Raw genomic sequence first — 21,851 nt, 5'->3', positions numbered from 1 at the left:
AAATTGCATGAAAAAGCGGGGTTTGTAAAAGCGCGTACGCATGATGACGGGTTACAGCGTTATGATAACGCCAGAAAACGTTATGATGCGGACGCGGTTTCTTGGTGCCATGGGAATGTTCTATTTTCGCACCATCGAAAGGCGGGGAAACCGCTGGTAAAGACATGACGATGAGCAGATTTTTCAATATTACAACGAGTGACGACGGCACCAGTACGATATTCCTGTACGGGGACATCGGAGACTATACGGAGGTGCAAAGCGGGCGCATAGCCCAGGAACTGATGGAAGCCGAACGCGTGAGCCGACGCATCCATGTGCGTATCAACAGCAACGGCGGGGAAGTGTACAGCGGCATTGCGATATTCAACGCCCTGCGCCATAGCCAGGCCGACATCCGCATTTATGTGGATGGCATAGCCGCCAGCATGGCCAGTGTGATAGCCCTTTGCGGCAAGCCCGTAGAAATGAGCAAATATGCCCGTCTGATGCTGCACAGTGTGAGCGGCGGGTGTTACGGCAACAAGCAGGACCTGCAGCGTTGCATGGAAGAGATAGAAAGCCTGGAAGGCAGCTTGAGTGAAATCTATGCCGAGCGGCTGGGCATGAGCAAGGAAGAAGTGAAACAGACCTATTTTGACGGCGAGGACCATTGGCTGACCGCCAAGGAAGCCCTGGACCTTGGTTTCATAGACGACATCTATGATGCAGACCCCGTGCCGGCAGACAGTACACCGGCGCAGATATATACTTTATTCAATAACCGGCTCGTTGAGCCACAAAAAAACAGAGAAGACATGAATCTGGAAGACGTAAAGAAACGCCCGCGCTTCAAGGACTGCGCGAGTGATGCGGATGTGTTCCGCCTGATGGACCAACTGGAGGAAGAGGCAGGCAAGGTACCTATCCTTACGAAAGAGAACACCGACCTGAAGGCCAAGGTGAAGACCTACGAAGACAAGGCTGAAGCCGAAGACCTTGCCGCCCGCAAGCAGCTGCTTGACGCAGCCGAGCAGGACGGTCGCATTGATGCGACTACCCGCCCCATCTACGAAAACCTTTTGGCCAATGACCGCGAGAACGGCGAAAAGGCCCTGGCCCAACTGCCGGTAAAGCGCCGTGTGATGGAAGACCTGCATCTGGAACCGAATGGTGAAGAAAGCCCCTGGAACAGGCGTATGCGAGAAATTAAGGACAAACGTAAAAAGTGATTGAACTATGGCAATAATTGTAAGAAACACGAATTACAGCGGCGAGGTACTGGAACAGTTGCTGACGCTTGCCGCTACGAGCAATGAGATTGTGGAAAAGGGGCTGATCATGGTGATTCCCGGTGTGGAGAAGAAAATCAGCCTGCCGCGCCTGAAGACCGGCAAGATGCTCCAGAAGCGCAAGGAGAACCCCGGCGTGGAGGATTCGAAGGGCAACTTCAACTACGACGAAAAGAGTCTTGACCCGGTGGACTTCATGGCCTTTACGGTGTTTAACCCCCGCACGTTCGAGAACATCTGGCGCAAATGGCAGCCGAAGGGCAACCTGGTATTCTCGGAACTTCCGCCCGAAGCGCAGAACGCCCTGCTTGCCGAGTTGGCCAAGCGGGTACAGTTTGAACTGGGTGACCACTATGTGAACGGTGAATATGGGGATGATGACGACCACTTGTTTAACGGCATCCTGACCCAGATGGCCAAGGATACTGAGGTGATTGTGGTGGACAGCGCAGAATCGACCATGCTGGGCAGACTGAAAGCCATGCGTGCGAAGATTCCCGTGGCCATCCGCAACAACCCGGACCTCCGCATTCTGATGAGCGTGAACGACTTTGACAAGTATGATGACGAGCTGACCCAGCGCGAGTCCAAGAACACGAGCGAAACCGATGTGAATGCCCGTCGCTACAAGGGCATTACCATTGAGACGCTTGCGGCCTGGCCCGATCTGATTGTGTGCACCCTCTGTTCGCCCCGGCGGCAACCTGTTTGCGGCTGTGAACCTGCAGGACGATGAAGACGTGATTCAGATTGACAAGATCTCGAACGCGAGCGAACTGTACTTCTTCAAGATGCTGATGAAGGCTGACACGAACATTGCCTTCGGTGAAGAAGTGGTGGTGCTGGACAAGCGAAGCAACCCCGTGTTCAAGGCGAGCGAGAAGAAGATTTCAGTTGACCCTGCCAGTGTGACCCTTGAGGCAACCGGTGGCAGTGAAGAAGTGACCGTGACCGCCAGCGGAGAATATGAGATAGGCAGTGCCCCTGCCGGCTTCAAGGTGGAAGCGACGGATAAAGGCGTGAAGATTTCGGCCGGTGCAAACAGTGGCAGTCAGAAAACCGGTACACTGACCCTTACGCTCAATGCCGACCGCAGCAAGACGGCCAAGATTACCATTACCCAAAACCAGAAAGAATAAGATGGTATGGCAAAATTGAAGTATCTGGTAATTCACTGTACGGCAACCCCGGAGGGGCGTGAGGTATCATCGGCGGACATCCGGAAGTGGCACACTTCGCCCGTAAGCCAGGGTGGCAGAGGTTGGAAACAGGTGGGCTACACCGACCTGTTCCACCTGCAGGGCGGTGTGGAACGCTTGGTGAACAACAACGAGGATGCGCAGGTGGATCCCTGGGAAGTGACCAACGGAGCCAAGGGGTACAACAGCGTGAGCCGCCACATTGTGTATGCCGGCGGTGTGGCCAAGGACGGCAAGACCCCGAAGGACACCCGCACCGGCTGCCAGAAAAAGGCACTGGAGAAGTATGTGAAGGACTTCCATCGCAGATTCCCGGATGTGCGCATTGTGGGACACAACGAGCTGGCGGCCAAAGCCTGCCCCAGTTTCGATGTACAGAAATGGCTGAAAGAAATAGGTATTAACCAATAATAAAAGAAGCAATCAATGAAACGAATTATGCTGTTTATGATGCTGATGCTGGGAACAGTATCGGCTGTGATGGCCCAAGGGGCCGATGTTCCGGCAACGGACTATGACGCAATGATTGGCACCTTTGCCGGTTTCGTCGGCGGTGTGGTGGTGCTTACTGAAGGGTTGAAAGGTTTGTTCCCCAACATGAAAGGCTGGGTGACGCAGCTGGTGAGCTGGTGTGTGGGCTTGGTGTGCGCGATGCTACTGTGGTGGCTTGATGCCGGATTTGTGAGTGATGTGAGCTGGGACATTGCCTTGCTCTATGGTTTTGGTGCCTCACTTGTAGCCAATGGGGTAGCCGACACGGGACTGGTGCAATGGGTTATCGGACTATTCCGAAAGAAACGCGAGGAAGCAGAATAAAAGGTTGACTGACTAAAAAACGGGTGGTATGGACTTTAGCGAGATCATGAACATTATTCTTAGCGGCGGCCTTGTGGGCACTGCAGCAGCCATCGGTTCCCTGCGTGCTACGGTGAGGAAAGCGAAAGCGGAAGCGATGAAAGCCGAAGCCGACGCAGAGGGTGTGCGTGTGGATAACGCAGAACATGCCACCCGCGTTTTGGTGAGCAATATTGTGGTACCCTTAAAAGAAGAACTGAATGCAACAAGAAAAGACCTGCAGGCCAACAAGCGCGAAATGGCGCGACTGCGCAAGGCCATTGACACTGCCAACAGTTGCCGCCATCATGATGACTGTCCTGTGCTTGGCGGGCTGCGCAAGCAGCAGGAAGAGCACGACGGTGGAGAAGATACAGACGGAATCGGCAAGCACCGACAGCGCGAGCGGAAGCCGACGGGCGGGACTGGTGATGGCGGGTATACCGGCGAGTTCGGTGAAGCTGTCTATACCTGCGGACAGCCTCCGTAAACTTCCTGAAGGTGCCGTGTACCGTGGCAAGAGCGGACAGGCGAATCTGACCGTAGGCAGCGACGACAGCGGGAACATCGTGGCCGAAGCCTCGTGTGACAGTCTGCAGCAGCTGGTGCTATGGTATGAAGAAGAGCTGGCGCGCATCCGTAGCGAAACCAAGAGCGAAATTTCAAATGACGTTCAAACAGTAGAAAAACGCCCTCCGAACCGGATGCGGACGTTTATCACAGGTGTATTGGCCGGCTTATTGGCCGGTGTGTTATTAACCATCAAACTTTATAAACGATGAACAAGAATTTCATGTACGGCATAGGAGCCGTAAAGTATAAGGATTTCACAATCGGGTATATTGAAAAGAACTCGTTTGACCTGGGCGGCAAGAAACCCGAGGCCGCGAAGATCGAGGCCGAACAGGTGCAGGGTGCCCCGGTGCTGGTCATCCCACAGAGTAACGGCGGCATCGCCCCGACGTTCAATGTGATCCAGATGAACTATTCGAACCTGCACAAACTGCTTGGCGGCAGCCTGCATTATAAGAAAGAAGACTCGGAAAAGAAAACTCCGATCGGCTGGACAGCCCCGTCGGAGGTGCTTGTCATGCAGGGACCATGGGAACTCTCCCTCGTGTCCGGACAGAGTGTACTGATTCCCAACGCCACGCTGCTTTCCAATCCTGCAGGCAAGCTGACCCTTACAGAAACCTCCAAGATAGAGGTTACGCTCGAAGTGGCGATGCCGGAGGACGGTTCGCAGCCTTACGGCGTGTTCGATACGGAAGCAATACCGGACGAGTGGGGGCAGTACAAGCTGCCGCCGGCGGAAGCCGCGGCTGCAGCATCGCTCCAAAGTGAGGAGGGCTAACGTATGGCTGACCGTTTGGAACAACTGATAGAGATGGAGTGTGCGGACGCGCTGCTTGACAGCGGCGTGTCCGTACCTCTTAAAAGGTGGAAGCTTCCGTGGCTGAAACGCCCGGTGGAGGTGCGTGTGACGATGAAGCGTCCGAGGCTGCGGGGTCAGATTCTGCTGGCGCGGGAATACCTGAAGACGGGTGTCAAACCCGATTGGCAACCGAAGGACAAGACCGAGGAACTGGCCTTTGTGGCGGAGCATGGTAAGGCTGTGAGCCGCCTGCTGGCCTATACGGTATGCCGGGGATACGTGTCGCGGCACGTGGGCATCGGGGTGACAGCGTGGGTACTGCGGAACTTTGTGGAGTGGCGTTATCTGACGGCCATGTTCCGAACATTCGAGCGTCTGATGGGCACGAAGGATTTTATGCGTATTATCAGCTCGACAGCGCGGGCGAACCCGATGACTCCGAGACTGAGCCAGGCAAGGAAGGGGAGTTAAGAACCCGGTATGAAGGTTCCCATAGCCCTTTCGGCTTCGTGTGGCAGATTGCATCGGCGACCGGCTGGAGCGTGGATTACATCCTTGATGGGGTGAATTACCAGACGCTGATCATGATGCTGAGCGACGCGCCGCGGTATGTGCGGAAAAAGCAAGGCGGCGGAAACGGTGCTCCCAGACCGGAACACAGCGCCGAGGATGAAGCGAACGATATAGTAGGATTTTTTCAAAGCAAACTGGAATGAGCAAACCTGTAGAAGTTGAATTTTTGATGAAGGACAAACTCACGCCCGGCATGAACAAGGCCGAACGTGAGGCGCTGGAACTGCGTAATACCGTCAGGCTGCTGGAGGCTGAACTGGAAAGGCTGCGCCTTGCCGGGGAGACGGCTGCCCCCAATCTGGACCAGAGTGCCAATATCGCGCAGATCCATGCACTGGAGAAGCAGCTTGAGGAATTGCGCGGCAAACTGAAACTGCTGCAGGAGGAATCGGAATCCGTGCAGGTCACCCCTGCAGACATGCCCAATGCACAGCGCCAGTTCAACGGGCTTCACAACAGCATCCAGCAGATGGCCCGTGAAATGCCTTCCTTGGCCATGGGACCGCAGATGTTCTTTCTGGCCATATCCAACAACCTGCCGATTTTTACGGACGAACTGGCCCGTGCCCGTAAGGAATATGATGAGCTGCAGAAGTCAGGCAAGAAAGGCACACCGGTATGGAAACAGGTCCTGTCCTCGCTCTTTTCCTGGCAGACGGCCATGACCACCGGCATCATGCTGCTGGTAATGTACGGTGATGAAATCTGGGATTGGACGAAAAACCTGTTCAGTGCCAAAAAAGGCGTGGATGAATTCAACGTATCAGTCAAGGAAATGACCGAGATAGAGAAGGACGGCCGTGCCCAGATGGTGCGTACCCGCTTCGAACTGAAATCGGTCATCGATGAAATAAAGAACTTCACCGGCAGCAAGGAACAGGAAAAGGCGAAGGTAGAGGAACTGAACCGCAAGTACGGGGAATCTTTCGGGTATTATAAAACACTTTCCGAATGGTATGATACCCTTATCCAAAAGAGCGAGGACTATGTACAGGTCCTGCTGCACCAGGCCAATGTCCAGAACCTTGTAAAAAAAGCTGCAGAAGCCGATGAAGAGGTGAATAAAATCAAGGCGCAGAAACCGGAAGAGGCGGAAAGCGCCATGGGTTTTTTCGGGAAATGGGGACAATATATCATGCAGTCAAGCATGGCAGAATCCGGGCAGTTCTATGATGCACAGGCTGCCATTAAGAAACATGATCAGGAAGCTTATGACATACTGTTGAAAAATGCCGAAAACAAACGCGACGGTTATCTGAAAAAAGCGGAGGAAGAGGTAAAGAAAGCGGCAGAAGCAGCCAAAAAAGGAAATATCGGCGGACATACCGACCCCGAACAGTCCGGGAAGAATCCGGAAGCGGAAGCCAAGCAACGGCTTGCCACAGAGCGCAGGCTGGCGCAGGATCTTGCCGCCCTGCAGGCCGAGAACCGGAAGGAAGAGATAGACCGTATGCAAGCCGGTACCGAAAAGAAACTGGCACAAATCGAATATGACTATAACGCCCGGAAAGAAGAAATAAACCGGCAGGAAGCCGACTGGAAGCGTGAGAACAAGGAAGCCGGTCTTTCCACCGGAGATAACGGACTTACCGGGAGCAACAGGATGAACTTGAAAAAGCCCGTGCCTCAAACACCGAGTCAAGGAAAAAAGCGGAGGCGGACGTGTACAGGGAAGAGGCGGAAGCCATGCGTGACTATCTGAAGGAATACGGGACCTTCCAGCAGCAGAAACTGGCCATCGCTGAAGAATATGCCGAGAAAATCCGCAAGGCACAGTCCCAGGGCGAAAGGCTGACTTTGGAGAAGCAGCGTGATGCGGCTGTGCACAAAGTGGACATGGAAGCCCTTACCCAGAAGATAGACTGGGGAGCAGCGTTCGGGGATTTGACCGGTCTGCTTGCAGACCAGATGAAGAACCTGCTTGGCGAGCTTAAACAGTATGTCAAGACGGATGAGTTCAAAAAAACGGGAGCCGCAGACCAGCAGGTCGTTTACGATGCCATCGAACGGATTCAAAGCATGCTCCCCGGTGGCAACGGGACATTGGATTTTGCCCGGCTGCAAACGCAGATGCACGCTTTGGGGGATGCCGTAACACGCGTGCAAAATGCGGAACTGCAGCAGGAAGCGGCATTCATTCGGTTAAAAGCAGCGCAGACCGATTACAACAAGGCTCTTGAAAGCGGTAACCAGGCAGAAATAGAACGTACTAAAATCGCTCTTCAAATGGCCCAATCGTCCAGCATTTCAGCTGACGAAGAATACCTGAACGCCACCTCTGAAATGAAGGCGCTTGCCGGGAGGTGAAAAGTGCCTCCCGGGACACGGTTGACGGGTTGAACATGGTATCCGACGGGTTGCACGGCTTTGCGAGCGGAACCTTGCAGGGATCATTTGAAGGAATCCAGAACATGCTTACCGGTCTTTCAAAACTGAATATCGGAGGCAAGGTCGGCGATGCCATCAGCCGGATGTCCGAAACCCTGTCAAGTGCCGGAGTCATCGGACAAATCATATCGGCCATTCTCTCCATACTGGATTTGCTGAAAGACGGTATTGGCCCGATTATCTCATCATTGATAGATACCATTTTCAATGCGATAACCGGAATACTCGACAATATCCTCAGCGGAGACCTGTTCAAACAGATAGGCGGTTCCCTTGTGAATGGTATCGGAGGACTGCTGAACACGGTGTCTTTCGGAGGTTTCAACAAACTGTTCGGCATCGGCGGGAACGCCAGGGAAGTGCAGGCGGCTATAGACCGTCTTACGGACCGGAACGAGAAACTGCAGACTTCCATCGAAGACCTGACCGATACCATTAAGGCAAGCAAGGGGACAAAATCGGTGGAAGCTTACCGGGATGCTTACAAATACCAAAAAGAAACGAATGCAAACTATCTGCAGATAGCAAAGGAACAGGCACGCTACAGCGGAAGTCACCACAGCTGGAACTACTACTGGGGCGGTTTCAACCAGGCACAGATAGACAAACTGAGCGGACAGATCGGCCGCCAGTGGGACGGGAACCTGTGGAGCCTGAGCCCGGAGGAAATGAAGGCACTGCGCAGCAACGTGGATATGTGGACGCAAATCCAGAATACCGGTAAGGGAGGCTATGGCGGGCGACTGACCGAGAAACTGGATGACTACATAGACCAGGCCGGCAAGCTGGAGGAACTGACCGACCAGCTGTATGAAGGGCTGACGGGCATTTCGTTCGACGGTATGTACAGCAGCTTCATCGACAACCTGATGAACATGAAGTACGGTGCCAAGGATGCGGCGGAGGATATATCCGAGTACTTCATGCGGGCGATGCTGAGCAACAAGATCGGTGAGATGTACAGCGACAAACTGAAAGGCTGGTGGGAGAAGTTCGGCAAGGCCATGGAGGACAACGAACTGACCGAGGCGGAACGGAAACGCGCTGATGGAAGAGTACATGCAGTATATGGATGAAGCCCTTGCCCTGCGTGACAACCTGGCGGCAGCCACCGGTTATGACAAGCGCAGCAGGGCGGTACGAGCCAAAGTGCGAAAGCGGGCGGCTTTACGGCCATGACGCAGGACCAGGGCACGAAACTGGAGGGCATGTTCACCGGCGGGCTGCAGCACTGGAGCAGCATGGACGACCGGCTGGAAAGCGTGGTGGAGAAGATGGACGGCTGAAGGGCATCTGGCCCGGATAGCCGAGAACACCGGTGTGAGCGCCGGACACCTGGGCGAACTGAAGGAAGTGATAAAGAAAATGATACGTGACGGACTAAAAGTGAAGTGATATGGGCAATATACTGAGCGGACTGGTGCTGGTGAACGGCACGGACATCTGGACGGAATACGGCGTGTTCCTGGTGGAAGACCGGCGCGGGGGCATGGAGAACCTGACGGCCATCCTGACCCCGAGCAAGGCCAAGAAGGATACGGCTGTGGACATACGGGAAGAGCACGGGGAAAAATACAGCCCCGTGCTGACCCCACGGAATGAAGCGCGTGACGTGACGCTGCATTTTGCGCTTTACAACAAGACCCAGGCAGGCTGGATGAAGCAGTACTTTGCCTTTGTGAATTTCCTGAAGCAAGGGAAGGACGGCTGGCTGGAGATCCGTTTCCCCCAGCTGGATCTGCAGCTGCGGGTGAAGTATGCCGACTGTACGAAGTTCACCCCGCTGACCTATCTGTGGACGGAAGGTGTGCATGCCGGAAAGTTCCGGGTAAAGTTCCGGGAACCGAAACCGATTATATACCATTCAAACGCTATTGGAATATGCTTATAACGATATATGATAAAGCCGGAACCAAGCGTGCGGATGTGGCCGTGAACGACAGCTCGACGCAAAGCAAGGAAGTGCAGGGAGACAATGTGCTTTCCCTGTCGTTCAGCTATTATGCCTTCCTGCCCCTGGACGTGAACGACTACACGGACTATCTGGGCGAACGGTACTGGCTGACAGAACGCTACACGCCGAAGCAGGTGAGCGATGGTGAATGGGAGTATAACCTGAAGCTGTACGGTATCGAGAGCCTAATCAAGCGGTTCCTGGTGCTGGAGACGACGGACGGGGACACCAACCCCCTGTTTACCCTGACGGCCACGCCCCGCGAGCATGTGGCGATGGTGGTGAAGGCTATCAATAACGGCATGGGCCACATTACTGACTGGAAGACGGGTACGGTGGAAGGTACGGAGCTGATCACGATAGACTACGAGGGGATGTACTGCGACGAAGCGCTGAAAGCCATCGCGGAAAAGGCAGGCGGCAAGGTGGAATGGTGGGTTGAGGGGCAGACTGTGAACGTGTGCCGCTGCGAACACGGGGAAGAAATCACCCTTGGCTATGGCAAGGGGCTGACCTCCCTGGAAAGAGATACGAGCAACACGGCCAAATTCTATACGCGCCTGTTCCCGGTAGGCTCGACCCGCAACATCGATGCGGAGAAATACGGCAGCCCGCGTCTGATGCTTCCCGGCGGCAGGAAGTACATCGAGCAGGGCGTGGAGGAATATGGCATCTATGACCATTACGAGCAGGATGCTTTCAGCGGCATCTTCCCCCGTCGGGTCGGTACGGTGAGCTCGGTTCGCAGCGAGGAGGTGGCAGACGATGAAGGAAACAAATTCACCGTCTATTATTTCCGGGACGGGGAACTGGACTTTGACCCTAACCTGTACGAGCTGGCCGGAGAAACCAAACGTGTGTCGTTCCAGACGGGCGACCTTGCCGGACTGGGAGAAAGCGATGACCACTACTTTGAGGTGAACTACGACAGCGCGGCACGTGAATTCGAACTGATCACCATCTGGCCCTACGATGACGACACCCAGCTGCCGGGCGGCAAGCTGGTGCCCCGAGCAGGCGACACCTATATCCTGTGGAATATCCGGATGCCGGATGAGTATTACCGGCTGGCCGAAGAGAAGAGGAGTTTGCGTGCGGTGGACGAGTACAACCGGGACCCTGGCTGGACATTGCCGCCTACAAAGCCCCGACAGACCCGGTATACATCGAGGAGCACGGCATAGACCTGTTTGTGGGCAGACGGGTGAAGCTGGAGAGCCGGAAGTATTTCCCGGAAAAAGGCTACCGTCAGAGCCGTATCACCAAGATCAGCCGCAAGGTGAACGAACCCGGGCAGATGGACATCGAGATAAGCGATGCGCTGCAGGTGGGCAAGTTCGACAAGGTGACGGACAGCATCGGTGCGCTGAAAAGCTATACGAAATCAAAGACGGAAGGCGCTGCCCTTCCGGACATCATACGAAGCTGGGACAAGACGCTGCCCACGGACAACAACCTGTTTTCCGCCCGGCGCAGCCAGAAAGAGTTCCTGAGCAAGAACCAGCCGGACACAGCCAAAGAGTCCATCCGCTTCCTGAAGGGTGTGAGCTTTGGCGAGGCTGCTGGCGGCAAGCCCTGCGGCATCGTGGATGGTGAGGGCAATGCCGAATACTTGACTGCCGTGATCCGCGAACTGCTGCGCAGCACGGAGTTTGTGGACGGGCTGACCGGTGAGGGCTGGCAGCTGTGGATTGACCAGCTGACCGGACTGACAAACCTGACGGTGGACAAAGTGACTGCCCGGCAAAGCCTGGTGGCGCTGGAACTGCTGATCGAGAAGGTGCGCAGTGTGTGCGGCCAGCTGGTGGTGTCCGCTGCCAACGGCAAGATCAAGGACGTGGTGAAGCAGGGCGACAACTACCGCATCGTGTTTGAGCAGGATCGGGCTTTGTGGCCCATGACCTGATGCGCTGTGCGGTTACGGGTGGTAAGAAACTAAAAGCATACTGGGTGGAGGTGGCTTCGGTGATAGCCGGCGGTGTACTGGTCCCGGTAAGCGAGTTTGGCGGGGTGAAGCCGGAGGCAGGCGATTGAGTGCGTGCTGATGGGCAACACCGAAACCCCGCTCGGCAGAACCTTATATCCATTGCGGCCACGGAGGACGGACAGCCCCGTATCGACATTCTGGACGGTGTGAAGGCCAAGAACTTCAACGGCTGCCTTCGTTGCCGGCTGGGTAGCTGGACGGCATCAGGAGCAGCGCTCTTTCCCGGCAGACAAACAGCGAAAGGAAACGGCCTGTATGCCGACAACGTGTGGCTGAAGGGTACGTTCGTGTTGATGACGGGCGAGGACATCCTGACGCGGTTTGAGATAACCGAGGGGAAAATCCATTCAGCCGTGGAAAGCTTGCGCAAGGAAATACGCGAAGAACAGAGTTATCTGGACAACAGCAGTTTTGCCGACGGCATGGACAAATGGAAGACGGGCAGCAAGGCTACGCTGTTCACCCTGGGCGGACGCTGGATCTGGGCGAACGGCGGTCCTTACGGTACGAAGCCGGACGGCCATGCCGAGATACGGACCGACGGCAAGGTGCCTTATGCCTATATCCGGAACAGCTATATCATGCAGAAACTGGAGGACTTCCGGCTGGTACCGGAGTACCGGCAGACGAACAGCCAGGGCGAACGGGTGCCCGGCGTGGTGTATCTGTCGTTCAGCTACCGGGTTATCAAGGCCGGAAGGTTGAAAATAGAATTTGTGAACGCTGATAAGACCGGGTTTGAGAACTTCAACATGTTCGGCCATGAAGAGGACCTGCCCGTTGGCGGTGAGAAGATGTTCACGTTGGACGGACTTTGGAACGGCACTGGCGACTTCAAGCTGTCGTTTACGGGCGTGATTTACATTTCGCTGCTGGTGTTCAGCACCAACAAGGCGGACGCACTGGCCTATAAGTACCGTACACTGTTCGAACAGAGCGACCGGCTGGTAAAGATTTCAGCGGCGGTCTTCGACAAGGACGGTAATGCGCTGAAAGAGACCGGGCTTGTCATAAAGCCTGAAGGTTCCGGTCTGTATGCGCAGGACAATACAGGAAAGATTGCCCTTATCGGGGTGAGCGTGGAGGAAGAGGACGAGTACGGAAATACCGTGAGCAAAATCAAGCTGACAGCCGACCATATACAGCTGGAGGGACTGGTAACGGCCAACGGCAACTTCAAGATACTGGAAGACGGCAGCATTGAAACGACCAACGGTAAGTTTACCGGAGAGATAGACAGCAGCAAAGGGAAAATCGGCGGCTTTGAGATAGGGAACGGCCGTATCGGTTCTGTGGCCGACTCTCACGGGAGCGGTGGCGGTCTTGCCATTTATGATGATTTTTTCCGTGTCGGCGGCAGCAAAGGATATGTGATGTTCGGTGATGATGTGATACCGTCTTCTGCAGGAGGAGCTTTTACCGCTGTCGGTCGTATCGTGAACTCAGCCCCCAATATATACGGGAATTACGGCTTCGACCAAGCGAACTATGGATTGTTTATAGATGTTACCGGCGGTACGAAGAACTACGGTATCAGCAGCAATGCGGCATTACTTGCCCCGGCGTTTATCAATACGAAAGCCAAGCTGCTTACCTTCGGAAGTGGAAACTACACGGTGGATTTCTCACAACACAATATCATTTTGATGTATTACAATGAACCCAACTACAGTAAGGTAGAGGTTACGCTGCCGTCGGAAAGTTCTGTGGCATACATACAAGTTCGGCATGAGTTACTTGCCTACCGATTTTGCAGCCATTGTCACGTTCAGGGTCAGACCCGGTTCAAAGAATATCATACTAAAAGGTATCTATAACCACAATGAAGATTTGCAAAACTACGAGATGGCATCCGGGGACTCCGTAACGGTACTTATTACAAAAGCGGACGGATTCCGTTACCAGATATTGAATCATTCATCCTAAAAAACAGATATATATGAAAAAGTTAGATTTCAGGAATTTCAGCGTTCCCACCGGAATAACCCGTCAGACGAGGGAGGTTTTCGATGCACGTGAGCAGATAGCCGATTTGCTGTATACGCGTGTCAGTGGCATCAAGGCCCATCGGCTTGCGTTCAAGATTTTCGAGAGTACCGGCGAGACCGAGTTCAGCGATGAGGAAACCGGGATGATACACATGGCGGTGGAACGCTATTGTCTTCCCAATGTGATAGATGCCCTGAACGAAATCCTGGGCGGGTCAGAAACCGATAAAAACGAATGAGTATGGCAGAAATGACACAAGAAGAACTGGTTCAGGAAGTGCTGGACCGTGTACTCCAGAGTTCTACCGGCGTGGAGGACTTGGAGACCGTCACCTCGCTGAGCGGTGTGAAATCACTGCCCGGGGAGAAGGACGGCAAGATGGTGAACGTCCCCCTGGAACTGATAGGGAAGCCTGCGAGCGATGCCGCCGCCCGTGCCGAGGCTGCCGCCAAGAAAGCGGAAGGAGCCGTAGCCGGACTGGAGGAAAAGACCCAGGCCGCCACGGAAGCGGCCACCAAGGCCAACGAAGCGGCAGCCAAGGCAGAAAACGCCGCTGCCAAGGTGGAACAGACTACGGCAGCAGCCATCGGCGGGGCTACCGCACGCTTTTCCTCATGGATGGAAACAGGCAACGTTTTACCTGACAAGAGTACCAAACCGGGCGGCAGCGTAGTGTATGTAGCGGATGCCGGGAAGTTCGCCTACCACATGGACTCCACCCTGTACGGGGACTGGGATGTGGCGGGTGTGCCTCCTGCCGGCATATTCATGAATGCGGACCGGACAGCCATCCTGCCGGACAAGCTCTACCTGCTGGGTGATGCCGTATATACCGGAACAGGCGGCAGCCTGAGACTGCTGGCCTACCGGCATGAGGTGATGAGCGGGGAAGCTTACGAGGCGCTGCAGGACAAGGATGCGAATACGCTGTATCTGATTTATGAGGAGGATTGACGATGATAACCATAGGCGGTAAGGAAATAACGGCTGCGTATGTGGGGAAACGTGCCCTGTCGGCAGTCTATGCCGGGGCAAGACTGGTGTGGTCTGCGATAAGCAGCTGTTTCGGACTTGGATACTGGAAAGGCGACGAGCCGTGGAACGGATCGGACGCATGGAACGGTAGCAGTAAAACTGATAAATGAATGATTATTATAAAAGGACAGTATTATGGCAAAAAGGAAAATAAGCGGAATCATCAACGCGACTGAACATCCGATGAATCTTGAAACACCATGGAATCAGAAACAGCCGGACGGCACCTATCATGCCTATGCAGGCGATGACATCGAAGCGTTCCTGAAGAAGGAACTGTCAAACCGTACCCCTACCGAGGAACTGGTGAGCGGCGAGACGAAACCTCCTACATCCGGAACGGTGTTCGATGCGATGGTGGGTACGGTGACGGACGTGGATGTGCAGGACAGCGAGGACGGCACCCAGTACGTGATGACCGTCAAGCAGAAGGACAACCAGGGCGGCGAGAGCTCGAAGGAAGTGCGCTTTTCCAAGTACACGGACGATGACAAGGTGGTGGTGAACATCGACCTGACGGACAGCGGCGGTGCGGGACTTCCCGCCTCGCAGTATCTGGCACTGGGCAGCGGCTTTGTGGTGAAATACTCCGTAGGTGTGGGCACTGCCGGTGGCGGTACGGTGGACGGCTACAGCGACCTGAAAGCCCGCGTGATCGTGAAACGCGGTTCGACCGTCATCAGTGAGTTCCGGGATGCGGAGTTTGTGGGTGTTACAGCCGGACAGAGCTATACCTTTGACGCTTCGCCCTACCTGAAGGATGCCACTGCCTATACCGTACAGGTGGAAGCGCAGGCAACTTACCAGGACGGCACGCTGATGAAGACGGCCACGGCCAAGGTGACCATGGTGGCCATGGAGCTGGAGACCACCTACTCGGCGGGCAACGGGCTGGCCGACGGGGGATATAAAAATGACGTGAACATCCCCTTTACTGCCAAGGGCACGAGCGGTGAGAAGAACATCTACTACCGCGTGAACGGCGGACAGGCCTTTACCCTCGGTCTTTCGGCCGGCAGCGGTGTGCAGCAGAAGAACGTGACCATCCCCCTGACACAGATGCAGGAGGGTACGAACGTGGTGGAAGCCTACGCGCAGCATGAGAACTCCGGTGTGGTGAGCCGGGTGCATTACATTACGCTGCTGAAGGCAGGCGGAGGTGTGACAGCGTATGCCGGCCTGATGTTCAGCCACCGGGCAGCGGGGTTCCAGCGTGACTGGAAACACCCGGTGCTGGAGGCAGAGCAGTTCACGGCATGGAACTTCACGTATGCCGGCTATGACCGCGATGCGTATACGGCCCGTGTGAAAGTGACCGACCGGGGCAGCGTGGTGAAGGAAGACCTGCTGCAACGCGGTGAGACCGGCAGCTACGGACGGACGAACGTGAACGTGGAACCGTTGGACTACCGTGTGTCATGCGGCGATGCCGTGCTTGAGGTGCAGGTGAACACCACATCGCACCCGGACATTGAAGCCACGCTGGCACCGGATGCCGTGTGTACGTTTGACGCCTTCGGGCGAAGCAACACGGAAAACAACCCGGCAAGCTGGGTGAGCGGTGACAAGCGTATGGAGTTCCGGGACGTGCTGTGGAGCGTGAACGAATATGGTGCCGGTAGCGGCTGGCACAAGGACCGCCTGCTGCTGGCCGGTGGTGCAGGTATGACCCTGACCGCTGACGGCGGTTACCGCCCCTTCAACGAGGCGGACAAGCCCGAGGGATTTGCCATCCGTGACGTGGGCATGACGCTGGAGATAGAATACAGCACGGCCAACGTGACGGATACGGATGCCGAGCTGATCACCTGCCTGGGGCAGCTGGACAACGGCAACCGGTACGGGCTGATTGTGACTCCGGAAGAGGCCAAGTTCCTGACCGGTGTGGTGACCGAGGCGATGGATGCCGGACAGGTGCTGCGCTATGAAGACTCGGTGGGTACCAAGTTCCAGCCGGGTACGAATATCCGCATTACCTACGTGTTCTATCCGAACGTGCAGACCAACGAACAGCGCACGCTGATCGGTTTCTATGTGAACGGTGAAGAGTCGGCTGCTTCCAAGTGGCTCGACAAGGTGAATTTTGACATTCAGAGCCAGTTGGAATTTAAGTCGGCAGGTGCCGACTTGAACGTGAAGAGCGTGCGTATCTATAACAAGGCGCTGACCTCGGACGAGGTGCTGAACAACTACATCGTGGACCGCAACCACCTGGAGGATGCCGACGGGGAACCGGGCGTGCGCTCACTGGATGAGGACAACCGCGTGCTGAATGAAGGAGATACGGTGAGCATGGAGAAGCTGATGGGGCTGATGAAGAAGCGCCGGAACTCGATCCTGGTACTGATAGGCACGGGCAGCGTGGGCAGTGAGGTTCCGAGCGAGAGCGACACGCTGAACGTGGTGGATGCACTGGCCCAGCTGAACGACAAGAAGGCCAATAAACTGGTAAGGGAGGTCCGTTTCTATAACGGAGAGGACAGGACGCTTGACTTTATCCTTACCAACGTATATGTCCGTATTCAGGGTACTTCTTCCGTGAACTATGCCAGAAAGAACTTCCGTTTCTACTTCCAGAAGACGGCAAGCGGCTGGACGGTTACATTGAGCTACGGGGAGATTGACGGAAACGGCAGGCAGAAGAATCCGGTGGTAACTACCGGCAAAAAAAATCTCTTCAAGTTACGCAGGAACTCGGTAGGCGCGAAGCTGGCATGTTCCAAATGCGACTTCTCGGACTCGTCCATGACCACCAATACCGGAGGTGCGAAGCTTATCAATGACGGACTGAAAGAGATGGGGCTGCTTACGCCTGCCCAGCGTTACGCCAAAGACCATGGGCTGGAGGATGATTACCGTTCGGCCATCGACGGCCTGCCGTGCGACCTGTTCGTAGCGAAGAGTGCCGACGAAGACCTGACCTATTACGGCCAGTACAACATGAACAACGAGAAGAGCGACAGCTACCCCATCTTCGGGCAGGATGAGACCATCGGCGGCGAGAAATGGGGCGAGGGCGACACGCTGAACTACCTGGAAGCCGACGAGGAAGGACACAAGCAGTACCTGCCCGTCTGCTTCGAGACGCTGAACAACTCCAATCCGCTGTGCCTGTTCCACTGGTTGCCGAGTACCGAACCGGAGCATAAGGATTTCATGGACTACAACTTTGACGGAGGACTGGAATTTAATCATCCGAAAGATACCTTCTGGTCGGACGGAGGCGGTGACGCGGAGGAAGAACCGAACCTGAAAGACCACCTCGGTACCGGTGACAAGTACGACAAGATGTACAAGGCCACCGACCGCATGATGAGTTTCGTCTACCGGTGCGTAAAGGAAACGCCTGCGGGCAGGAACATGGTTTACAGCACGGAATCCCATTCGTTCGAGGGGGTGGACTATGAGGACGACGGCGACAAGTTCCCTACCGCCAAGTGGCAGAGCGATACGTTCAGGAAAGAGGCCGGGAAGTATTTCGACCTTCCCCACCTGATTGCCTACTATCTGTACGTGCAGTTCAACCTCGGCGTGGACCAGCTTGCGAAGAACATGCTTATCCGCACATGGGACGGTGTGAAATGGTCGATTGACTATTATGACGGCGACTGCCAGCTCGGTTCTGACAACAAGTCGTTCCTGACCGGGAAGTATGACGACAACCGCCAGACGAAGCGCGACGGGGCTTATGTGATGCAGGGTCATAACTCGTGGCTGTGGAACCTCATCGTGGCCAATTGCTGGGACATGATTGTGGAGATTATGGTGAGCGGATGGAACGGGGGCGCAAGCTTCATGAGTGCCTTCAGTATCCAGAAAGCCATTGACCATTTCGATACCGAACAGATGAAGAAGTGGTGCTCGCGCCTCTATAACAAGTCCGGCATCTTCAAATACATCTACCCGTTCCTGAACGAAATGCCGGTGGGTGCTGACGGTGCCAAACAGACCTATCCGCAAATCTACGGTCTGAAGGGTTCGTTGAAAGCACACCGGAACTACTTCATCCAACGCCGGTATGACCTGAAGCAGGTGGAGTACGGCTATGTATCCACGCTGGGTGCCCAGTTCTACCAGAGTACGGCATCGCTGGACAAGGCTTATAAACTGAAACCGATGCAGTACCGGCTGACCATCCCGTACCGTGTGCAGCTCTCCACCAGCAACGGCGTGCAGGCCGACAGCGGCGTGGTGGATGCGGACGTGCTCCATTCCCTGCAGCTGACCCGTGCCTTCGGTGAGAACGACCCGCTGAAGATTATCGGTGCAGCCAAAATCAAGGAGCTGGTATGGCACGAGGATGCGTTCGCAATCGGCTTCAACTTCGGTCTGCTGACCTCACTGGTAAAACTCGACATGAGCGTGGAGAAAGCCAGCGGTTACCGGAACGGCTCGTTCATGGCTTCGACCAATGGTATGCTGCTTCTGGAAGAAGTGAACATGCGGAACAACCGGCTGGCCCGGAACGGGGACAACGGGAATGTGGCCACTTTGGACTTGAGCTGGCAGGGCCGCCTGAAGAAACTGGACGTGAGGGGTACGGGGCTGACCCGTGTGAAACTGGCCACCGGTGCGCCCGTTGTGCAGTTATGCCTGCCGGACACGATTGAGGAACTGTTCCTGGAATATCTGACCAAGCTGTCCGATAGTGGCCTGATACTGGAAGGGATCAATAATGTGCGGGGCTACCGCTACACCAACTGCCCCGGCATCGACGGGTTCGCTATGCTGGAACGCCTGCACCAGGCCAGACTGAACGGCAGCGGCAAGCTGGAGCGCTTCGTGCTGGAGATAGACCGGGAAGACGACGGAACCCTGCTGAAGAAGTATTACGACTACGGAACGTATACACAGACGGGTGCCGTGGATGACCGGCATTCGGGACTGAGGGGCAAGCTGACCCTGACGAAGTATCTGGCCGATGAGGAACTGGAGAAGTATGCCGCCCGTTATCCGGAACTGACCATCAAGCAGCCGCCCTATACGATGATCGAGTTTGACGACAGCGTGGCCGACGATGCCAATGTTTCGAACCTGGACAACAAGACGGGGTACAAATTCGGCAATACGTACAAAATGAGCGGGCATGTGAATGCCATCCTGTCCAAGCGCCACCGCGTATTGGCCAAGGTGACGAAGATGCCCACGAGCCGGAAGGTGGAGATAGCCGGGCAGCAGGTGGAAGTGAACAACCCGGACGGGGAGATGACCTATTTCCCCCTGCATGACGAAAGCTCGAACTTCTATGCCGATGCGGAGGATATGAACGACTGTACGGTGGCGAAGCTGGACGGCAGCGAGGGAGACTGGATGATGTATGAGCCGTTTTACTGGAGCAAAGGCATCAACGATTATTTGAACAACAAGAAGTACGCCTGCTACAGCAGTTATCCGGAGGACGAAATGCCCCCGGTGCCTGAGGCGACGGTACTGACACTGGATGCCATCAAGGAGACACAGGGCGGCTGGCTGGGTGAACGCAAGATCATGAGCGGCAAGCCCACGCTGATGGAATCCTATACGACGGACAAGGCTTATTCCGTGTGCAAAGTGGACGTGTCGGGTTACAGACGTGTCCGCTTCCCGAGCGTTCCAGGAACAGGGCTTATCGGCAGTGTGTTTGCTGATGCGGAGGGAAACATCCTGAAGAGTATTGTGGTGCCGACCATCGGCTTGAAATTTGAAGCCGGCATGTATCTGATAGCAGACGTTCCGGAACGTGCTACAGCCCTGCATTTCTCCATTCTGAACACGGCAGAGTTTGACTGCGTGGTACTGAGCCACAGCGACAAGATAGAGGACATGGAACCGGATTGGGTGGCCAATGAGGAGCATCTGTGTGCCGTTGTGGGCAGTTCGGTGGTGGGCAGTAAACTGCGTGCCTGCATCACCGGAGCTTCGACCACGGCAAGTATGACCTGGACGGACTTCCACTACTACAGCCAGCAGCGGGGTATGCAGCAGATAGATGCGCTGATGCACAGCCGCATCGCGAACCTGAGCTATGCAAAGTACGGGCGCAGGGATATGCAGGAACAATGCGGTGCCGGTCAGCATAACAATAACCGCACAACAGGCGGAACGGCCGAACACGGGATGACAGACACCATCGGCTACGATGAAGCGTATGTCATTAACAACAAAATCACGAATTCGCTGATTGACGGCCTGGTGCACCAGTATGCCTGGTATAAGAGTCGGGACGAATACGGACAGGCGACTGTGGTGCAGGTGAACAATATCTGCTGCCTGGGCTATGAGGACATCTACGGCAACAAGTATGACATGATGGACGGCGTGGATCTGCCGAACGACAGCGGTAACGTGGGCAAATGGCGCATCTGGATGCCTGACGGCAGTATCCGTATGGTACAGGGCAAGAAGGACAGCGGTCAGTGGATTACAGGCGTGGCGCACGGCAAGTATATGGACATGATTCCGGTAGGTAATCTGAACGGATCATCTTCTACTTACTATACCGACATGTACTGGATAAGCACCGCTACGGTCCGTGTGGTCTATCGCGGGTACTACTATGCGTATGCGGGTGGCGGTGTGTCGAATGCGAGTGCGAATAGCGATGCTTCGAATACGGTGCGAGTGTCGGCTCGCGTCTGGCCTTCCGCGGCAAAATCGTCCGGGCGCAAAGCGTGGCAGCGTACAAGGCGATACGCGAGGTGGCGTAAGCGCAAAGCGCCAAAGCGTGGAGCGAAGCGACTAAAACGAAAGAACGGGATTCGGATGGTTTCCGAATTCCATTTAAAAGGTATTCAAATACCGGCGAAGCCGGTCGAAAAAATAGAATTTTGAGGTATATGAAAAAGATTATCGCATTTTTAAAAATGAGTAACCGTTACAAGCATCTTATCGGTGGTTTGATGGTAGGTCTATTGGGATTTACTCCTTGGACGGCCTTTTATGCTGCGGCCATTGCAGCTTCCTGTCTGGAACTGAAAGATACTCTTCGGGGAAGTCCTTGGGACTGGATTGATTGGGGGCTCACCGTCGCGGGTGGCAGTATATCCGTTTTATTTTGGATGATAGTGTAATTCGTTTATCTGTTTTGCCTGTTAAATCAGTAACTTTGCAAGCGGTAGAGTTCCCCAATAGTCCGTGTGGTCTATCGCGGGTACAACAATGCGAATGCGAATGGCGGTGTGTCGAATGCGAATGCGAATAACGATGCTTCGAATACGAATGCGAATGTCGGCTCGCGTCTGGAAATCTAACAAATCGGCGTACAGCA

The 21,851-nt window shown here is 55.0% G+C and carries 13 protein-coding genes and 4 pseudogenes; all 17 read left to right on the top strand.

The window, feature by feature from the left end:
- Positions 1-170: 170 nt before the first annotated feature.
- The 17 genes and pseudogenes from GD630_RS17935 to GD630_RS17855 all read left to right on the top strand — a co-directional run bounded on the left by GD630_RS17935 (position 171) and on the right by GD630_RS17855 (position 21,654).
- On the top strand, positions 171-1,211 hold the full coding sequence (locus GD630_RS17935; protein WP_022199168.1) for a head maturation protease, ClpP-related: 1,041 nt from the start codon (positions 171-173) through the stop codon (positions 1,209-1,211).
- A 7-nt stretch (positions 1,212-1,218) separates the two neighbouring features.
- Positions 1,219-2,410, top strand: a pseudogene (locus GD630_RS17930) (BACON domain-containing protein).
- Positions 2,411-2,416: 6 nt separating this feature from the next.
- Entirely contained in the window at positions 2,417-2,881 is a 465-nt protein-coding gene (locus tag GD630_RS17925; protein WP_007562507.1) for an N-acetylmuramoyl-L-alanine amidase, read from the top strand.
- Between the two features lie 15 nt (positions 2,882-2,896).
- Entirely contained in the window at positions 2,897-3,286 is a 390-nt protein-coding gene (locus GD630_RS17920) for a hypothetical protein (protein WP_007562505.1), read from the top strand.
- A gap of 28 nt (positions 3,287-3,314) precedes the next feature.
- Complete coding sequence (locus GD630_RS17915) at positions 3,315-3,794, top strand: hypothetical protein (RefSeq protein WP_007562503.1); 480 nt, start codon at positions 3,315-3,317, stop codon at positions 3,792-3,794.
- The gene (locus GD630_RS17910) at positions 3,760-4,086 is read left to right on the top strand and encodes a hypothetical protein (RefSeq protein WP_224205180.1); all 327 of its coding nucleotides are present in this window, start codon (positions 3,760-3,762) and stop codon (positions 4,084-4,086) included. The genes GD630_RS17915 and GD630_RS17910 overlap by 35 nt, the downstream gene beginning before the upstream one ends.
- The gene (locus GD630_RS17905) at positions 4,083-4,658 is read left to right on the top strand and encodes a hypothetical protein (RefSeq protein WP_005798256.1); all 576 of its coding nucleotides are present in this window, start codon (positions 4,083-4,085) and stop codon (positions 4,656-4,658) included. The genes GD630_RS17910 and GD630_RS17905 overlap by 4 nt, the downstream gene beginning before the upstream one ends.
- A 3-nt stretch (positions 4,659-4,661) precedes the next feature.
- Positions 4,662-5,150: a hypothetical protein gene (locus GD630_RS17900; RefSeq protein WP_005798252.1), complete on the top strand. Its 489-nt coding sequence runs from the start codon at positions 4,662-4,664 to the stop codon at positions 5,148-5,150.
- 38 nt (positions 5,151-5,188) lie between these two features.
- Positions 5,189-5,395 carry a hypothetical protein gene (locus tag GD630_RS17895; RefSeq protein ID WP_007562496.1) on the top strand — a complete coding sequence of 69 codons (207 nt, stop codon included), beginning with the start codon at positions 5,189-5,191 and terminating at the stop codon, positions 5,393-5,395.
- Positions 5,392-9,035, top strand: a pseudogene (locus tag GD630_RS17890) (viral A-type inclusion protein). Before GD630_RS17895 ends, GD630_RS17890 begins: the two are co-directional and overlap by 4 nt.
- 1 nt (position 9,036) lies before the next feature.
- The gene (locus tag GD630_RS17885) at positions 9,037-9,531 is read left to right on the top strand and encodes a hypothetical protein (RefSeq protein ID WP_182505653.1); all 495 of its coding nucleotides are present in this window, start codon (positions 9,037-9,039) and stop codon (positions 9,529-9,531) included.
- Positions 9,522-13,507, top strand: a pseudogene (locus GD630_RS17880) (hypothetical protein). Before GD630_RS17885 ends, GD630_RS17880 begins: the two are co-directional and overlap by 10 nt.
- Positions 13,508-13,520: 13 nt before the next feature.
- On the top strand, positions 13,521-13,808 hold the full coding sequence (locus GD630_RS17875; RefSeq protein ID WP_005798244.1) for a hypothetical protein: 288 nt from the start codon (positions 13,521-13,523) through the stop codon (positions 13,806-13,808).
- On the top strand, positions 13,805-14,524 hold the full coding sequence (locus tag GD630_RS17870) for a hypothetical protein (RefSeq protein ID WP_007571287.1): 720 nt from the start codon (positions 13,805-13,807) through the stop codon (positions 14,522-14,524). The genes GD630_RS17875 and GD630_RS17870 overlap by 4 nt, the downstream gene beginning before the upstream one ends.
- 2 nt (positions 14,525-14,526) lie before the next feature.
- Positions 14,527-14,715: a hypothetical protein gene (locus GD630_RS17865; RefSeq protein WP_007562482.1), complete on the top strand. Its 189-nt coding sequence runs from the start codon at positions 14,527-14,529 to the stop codon at positions 14,713-14,715.
- A 25-nt stretch (positions 14,716-14,740) separates the two neighbouring features.
- Positions 14,741-21,291, top strand: a pseudogene (locus GD630_RS17860) (hypothetical protein).
- A 129-nt stretch (positions 21,292-21,420) separates the two neighbouring features.
- Complete coding sequence (locus GD630_RS17855) at positions 21,421-21,654, top strand: hypothetical protein (protein ID WP_007562474.1); 234 nt, start codon at positions 21,421-21,423, stop codon at positions 21,652-21,654.
- Positions 21,655-21,851: the final 197 nt, after the last annotated feature.

Origin of the sequence: Bacteroides zhangwenhongii (assembly GCF_009193325.2) — a bacterium.
GTDB lineage: Bacteria > Bacteroidota > Bacteroidia > Bacteroidales > Bacteroidaceae > Bacteroides > Bacteroides zhangwenhongii.
The sequence above is the reverse complement of the archived record's forward strand: the minus strand, read 5'-3'. Positions and strand labels throughout refer to the sequence as shown.

What these genes read in the sequence shown, in the direction of transcription:
- GD630_RS17920 (WP_007562505.1), top strand. Translation starts at nt 2,897, where the DNA reads ATGAAACGAATTATGCTGTTTATGATGCTGATGCTGGGAACAGTATCG.
- GD630_RS17915 (WP_007562503.1), top strand. Translation starts at nt 3,315, where the DNA reads ATGGACTTTAGCGAGATCATGAACATTATTCTTAGCGGCGGCCTTGTG.
- GD630_RS17885 (WP_182505653.1), top strand. Translation starts at nt 9,037, where the DNA reads ATGGGCAATATACTGAGCGGACTGGTGCTGGTGAACGGCACGGACATC.
- GD630_RS17935 (WP_022199168.1), top strand. Translation starts at nt 171, where the DNA reads ATGAGCAGATTTTTCAATATTACAACGAGTGACGACGGCACCAGTACG.
- GD630_RS17905 (WP_005798256.1), top strand. Translation starts at nt 4,083, where the DNA reads ATGAACAAGAATTTCATGTACGGCATAGGAGCCGTAAAGTATAAGGAT.
- GD630_RS17855 (WP_007562474.1), top strand. Translation starts at nt 21,421, where the DNA reads ATGAAAAAGATTATCGCATTTTTAAAAATGAGTAACCGTTACAAGCAT.
- GD630_RS17870 (WP_007571287.1), top strand. Translation starts at nt 13,805, where the DNA reads ATGAGTATGGCAGAAATGACACAAGAAGAACTGGTTCAGGAAGTGCTG.
- GD630_RS17925 (WP_007562507.1), top strand. Translation starts at nt 2,417, where the DNA reads ATGGCAAAATTGAAGTATCTGGTAATTCACTGTACGGCAACCCCGGAG.
- GD630_RS17900 (WP_005798252.1), top strand. Translation starts at nt 4,662, where the DNA reads ATGGCTGACCGTTTGGAACAACTGATAGAGATGGAGTGTGCGGACGCG.
- GD630_RS17865 (WP_007562482.1), top strand. Translation starts at nt 14,527, where the DNA reads ATGATAACCATAGGCGGTAAGGAAATAACGGCTGCGTATGTGGGGAAA.
- GD630_RS17875 (WP_005798244.1), top strand. Translation starts at nt 13,521, where the DNA reads ATGAAAAAGTTAGATTTCAGGAATTTCAGCGTTCCCACCGGAATAACC.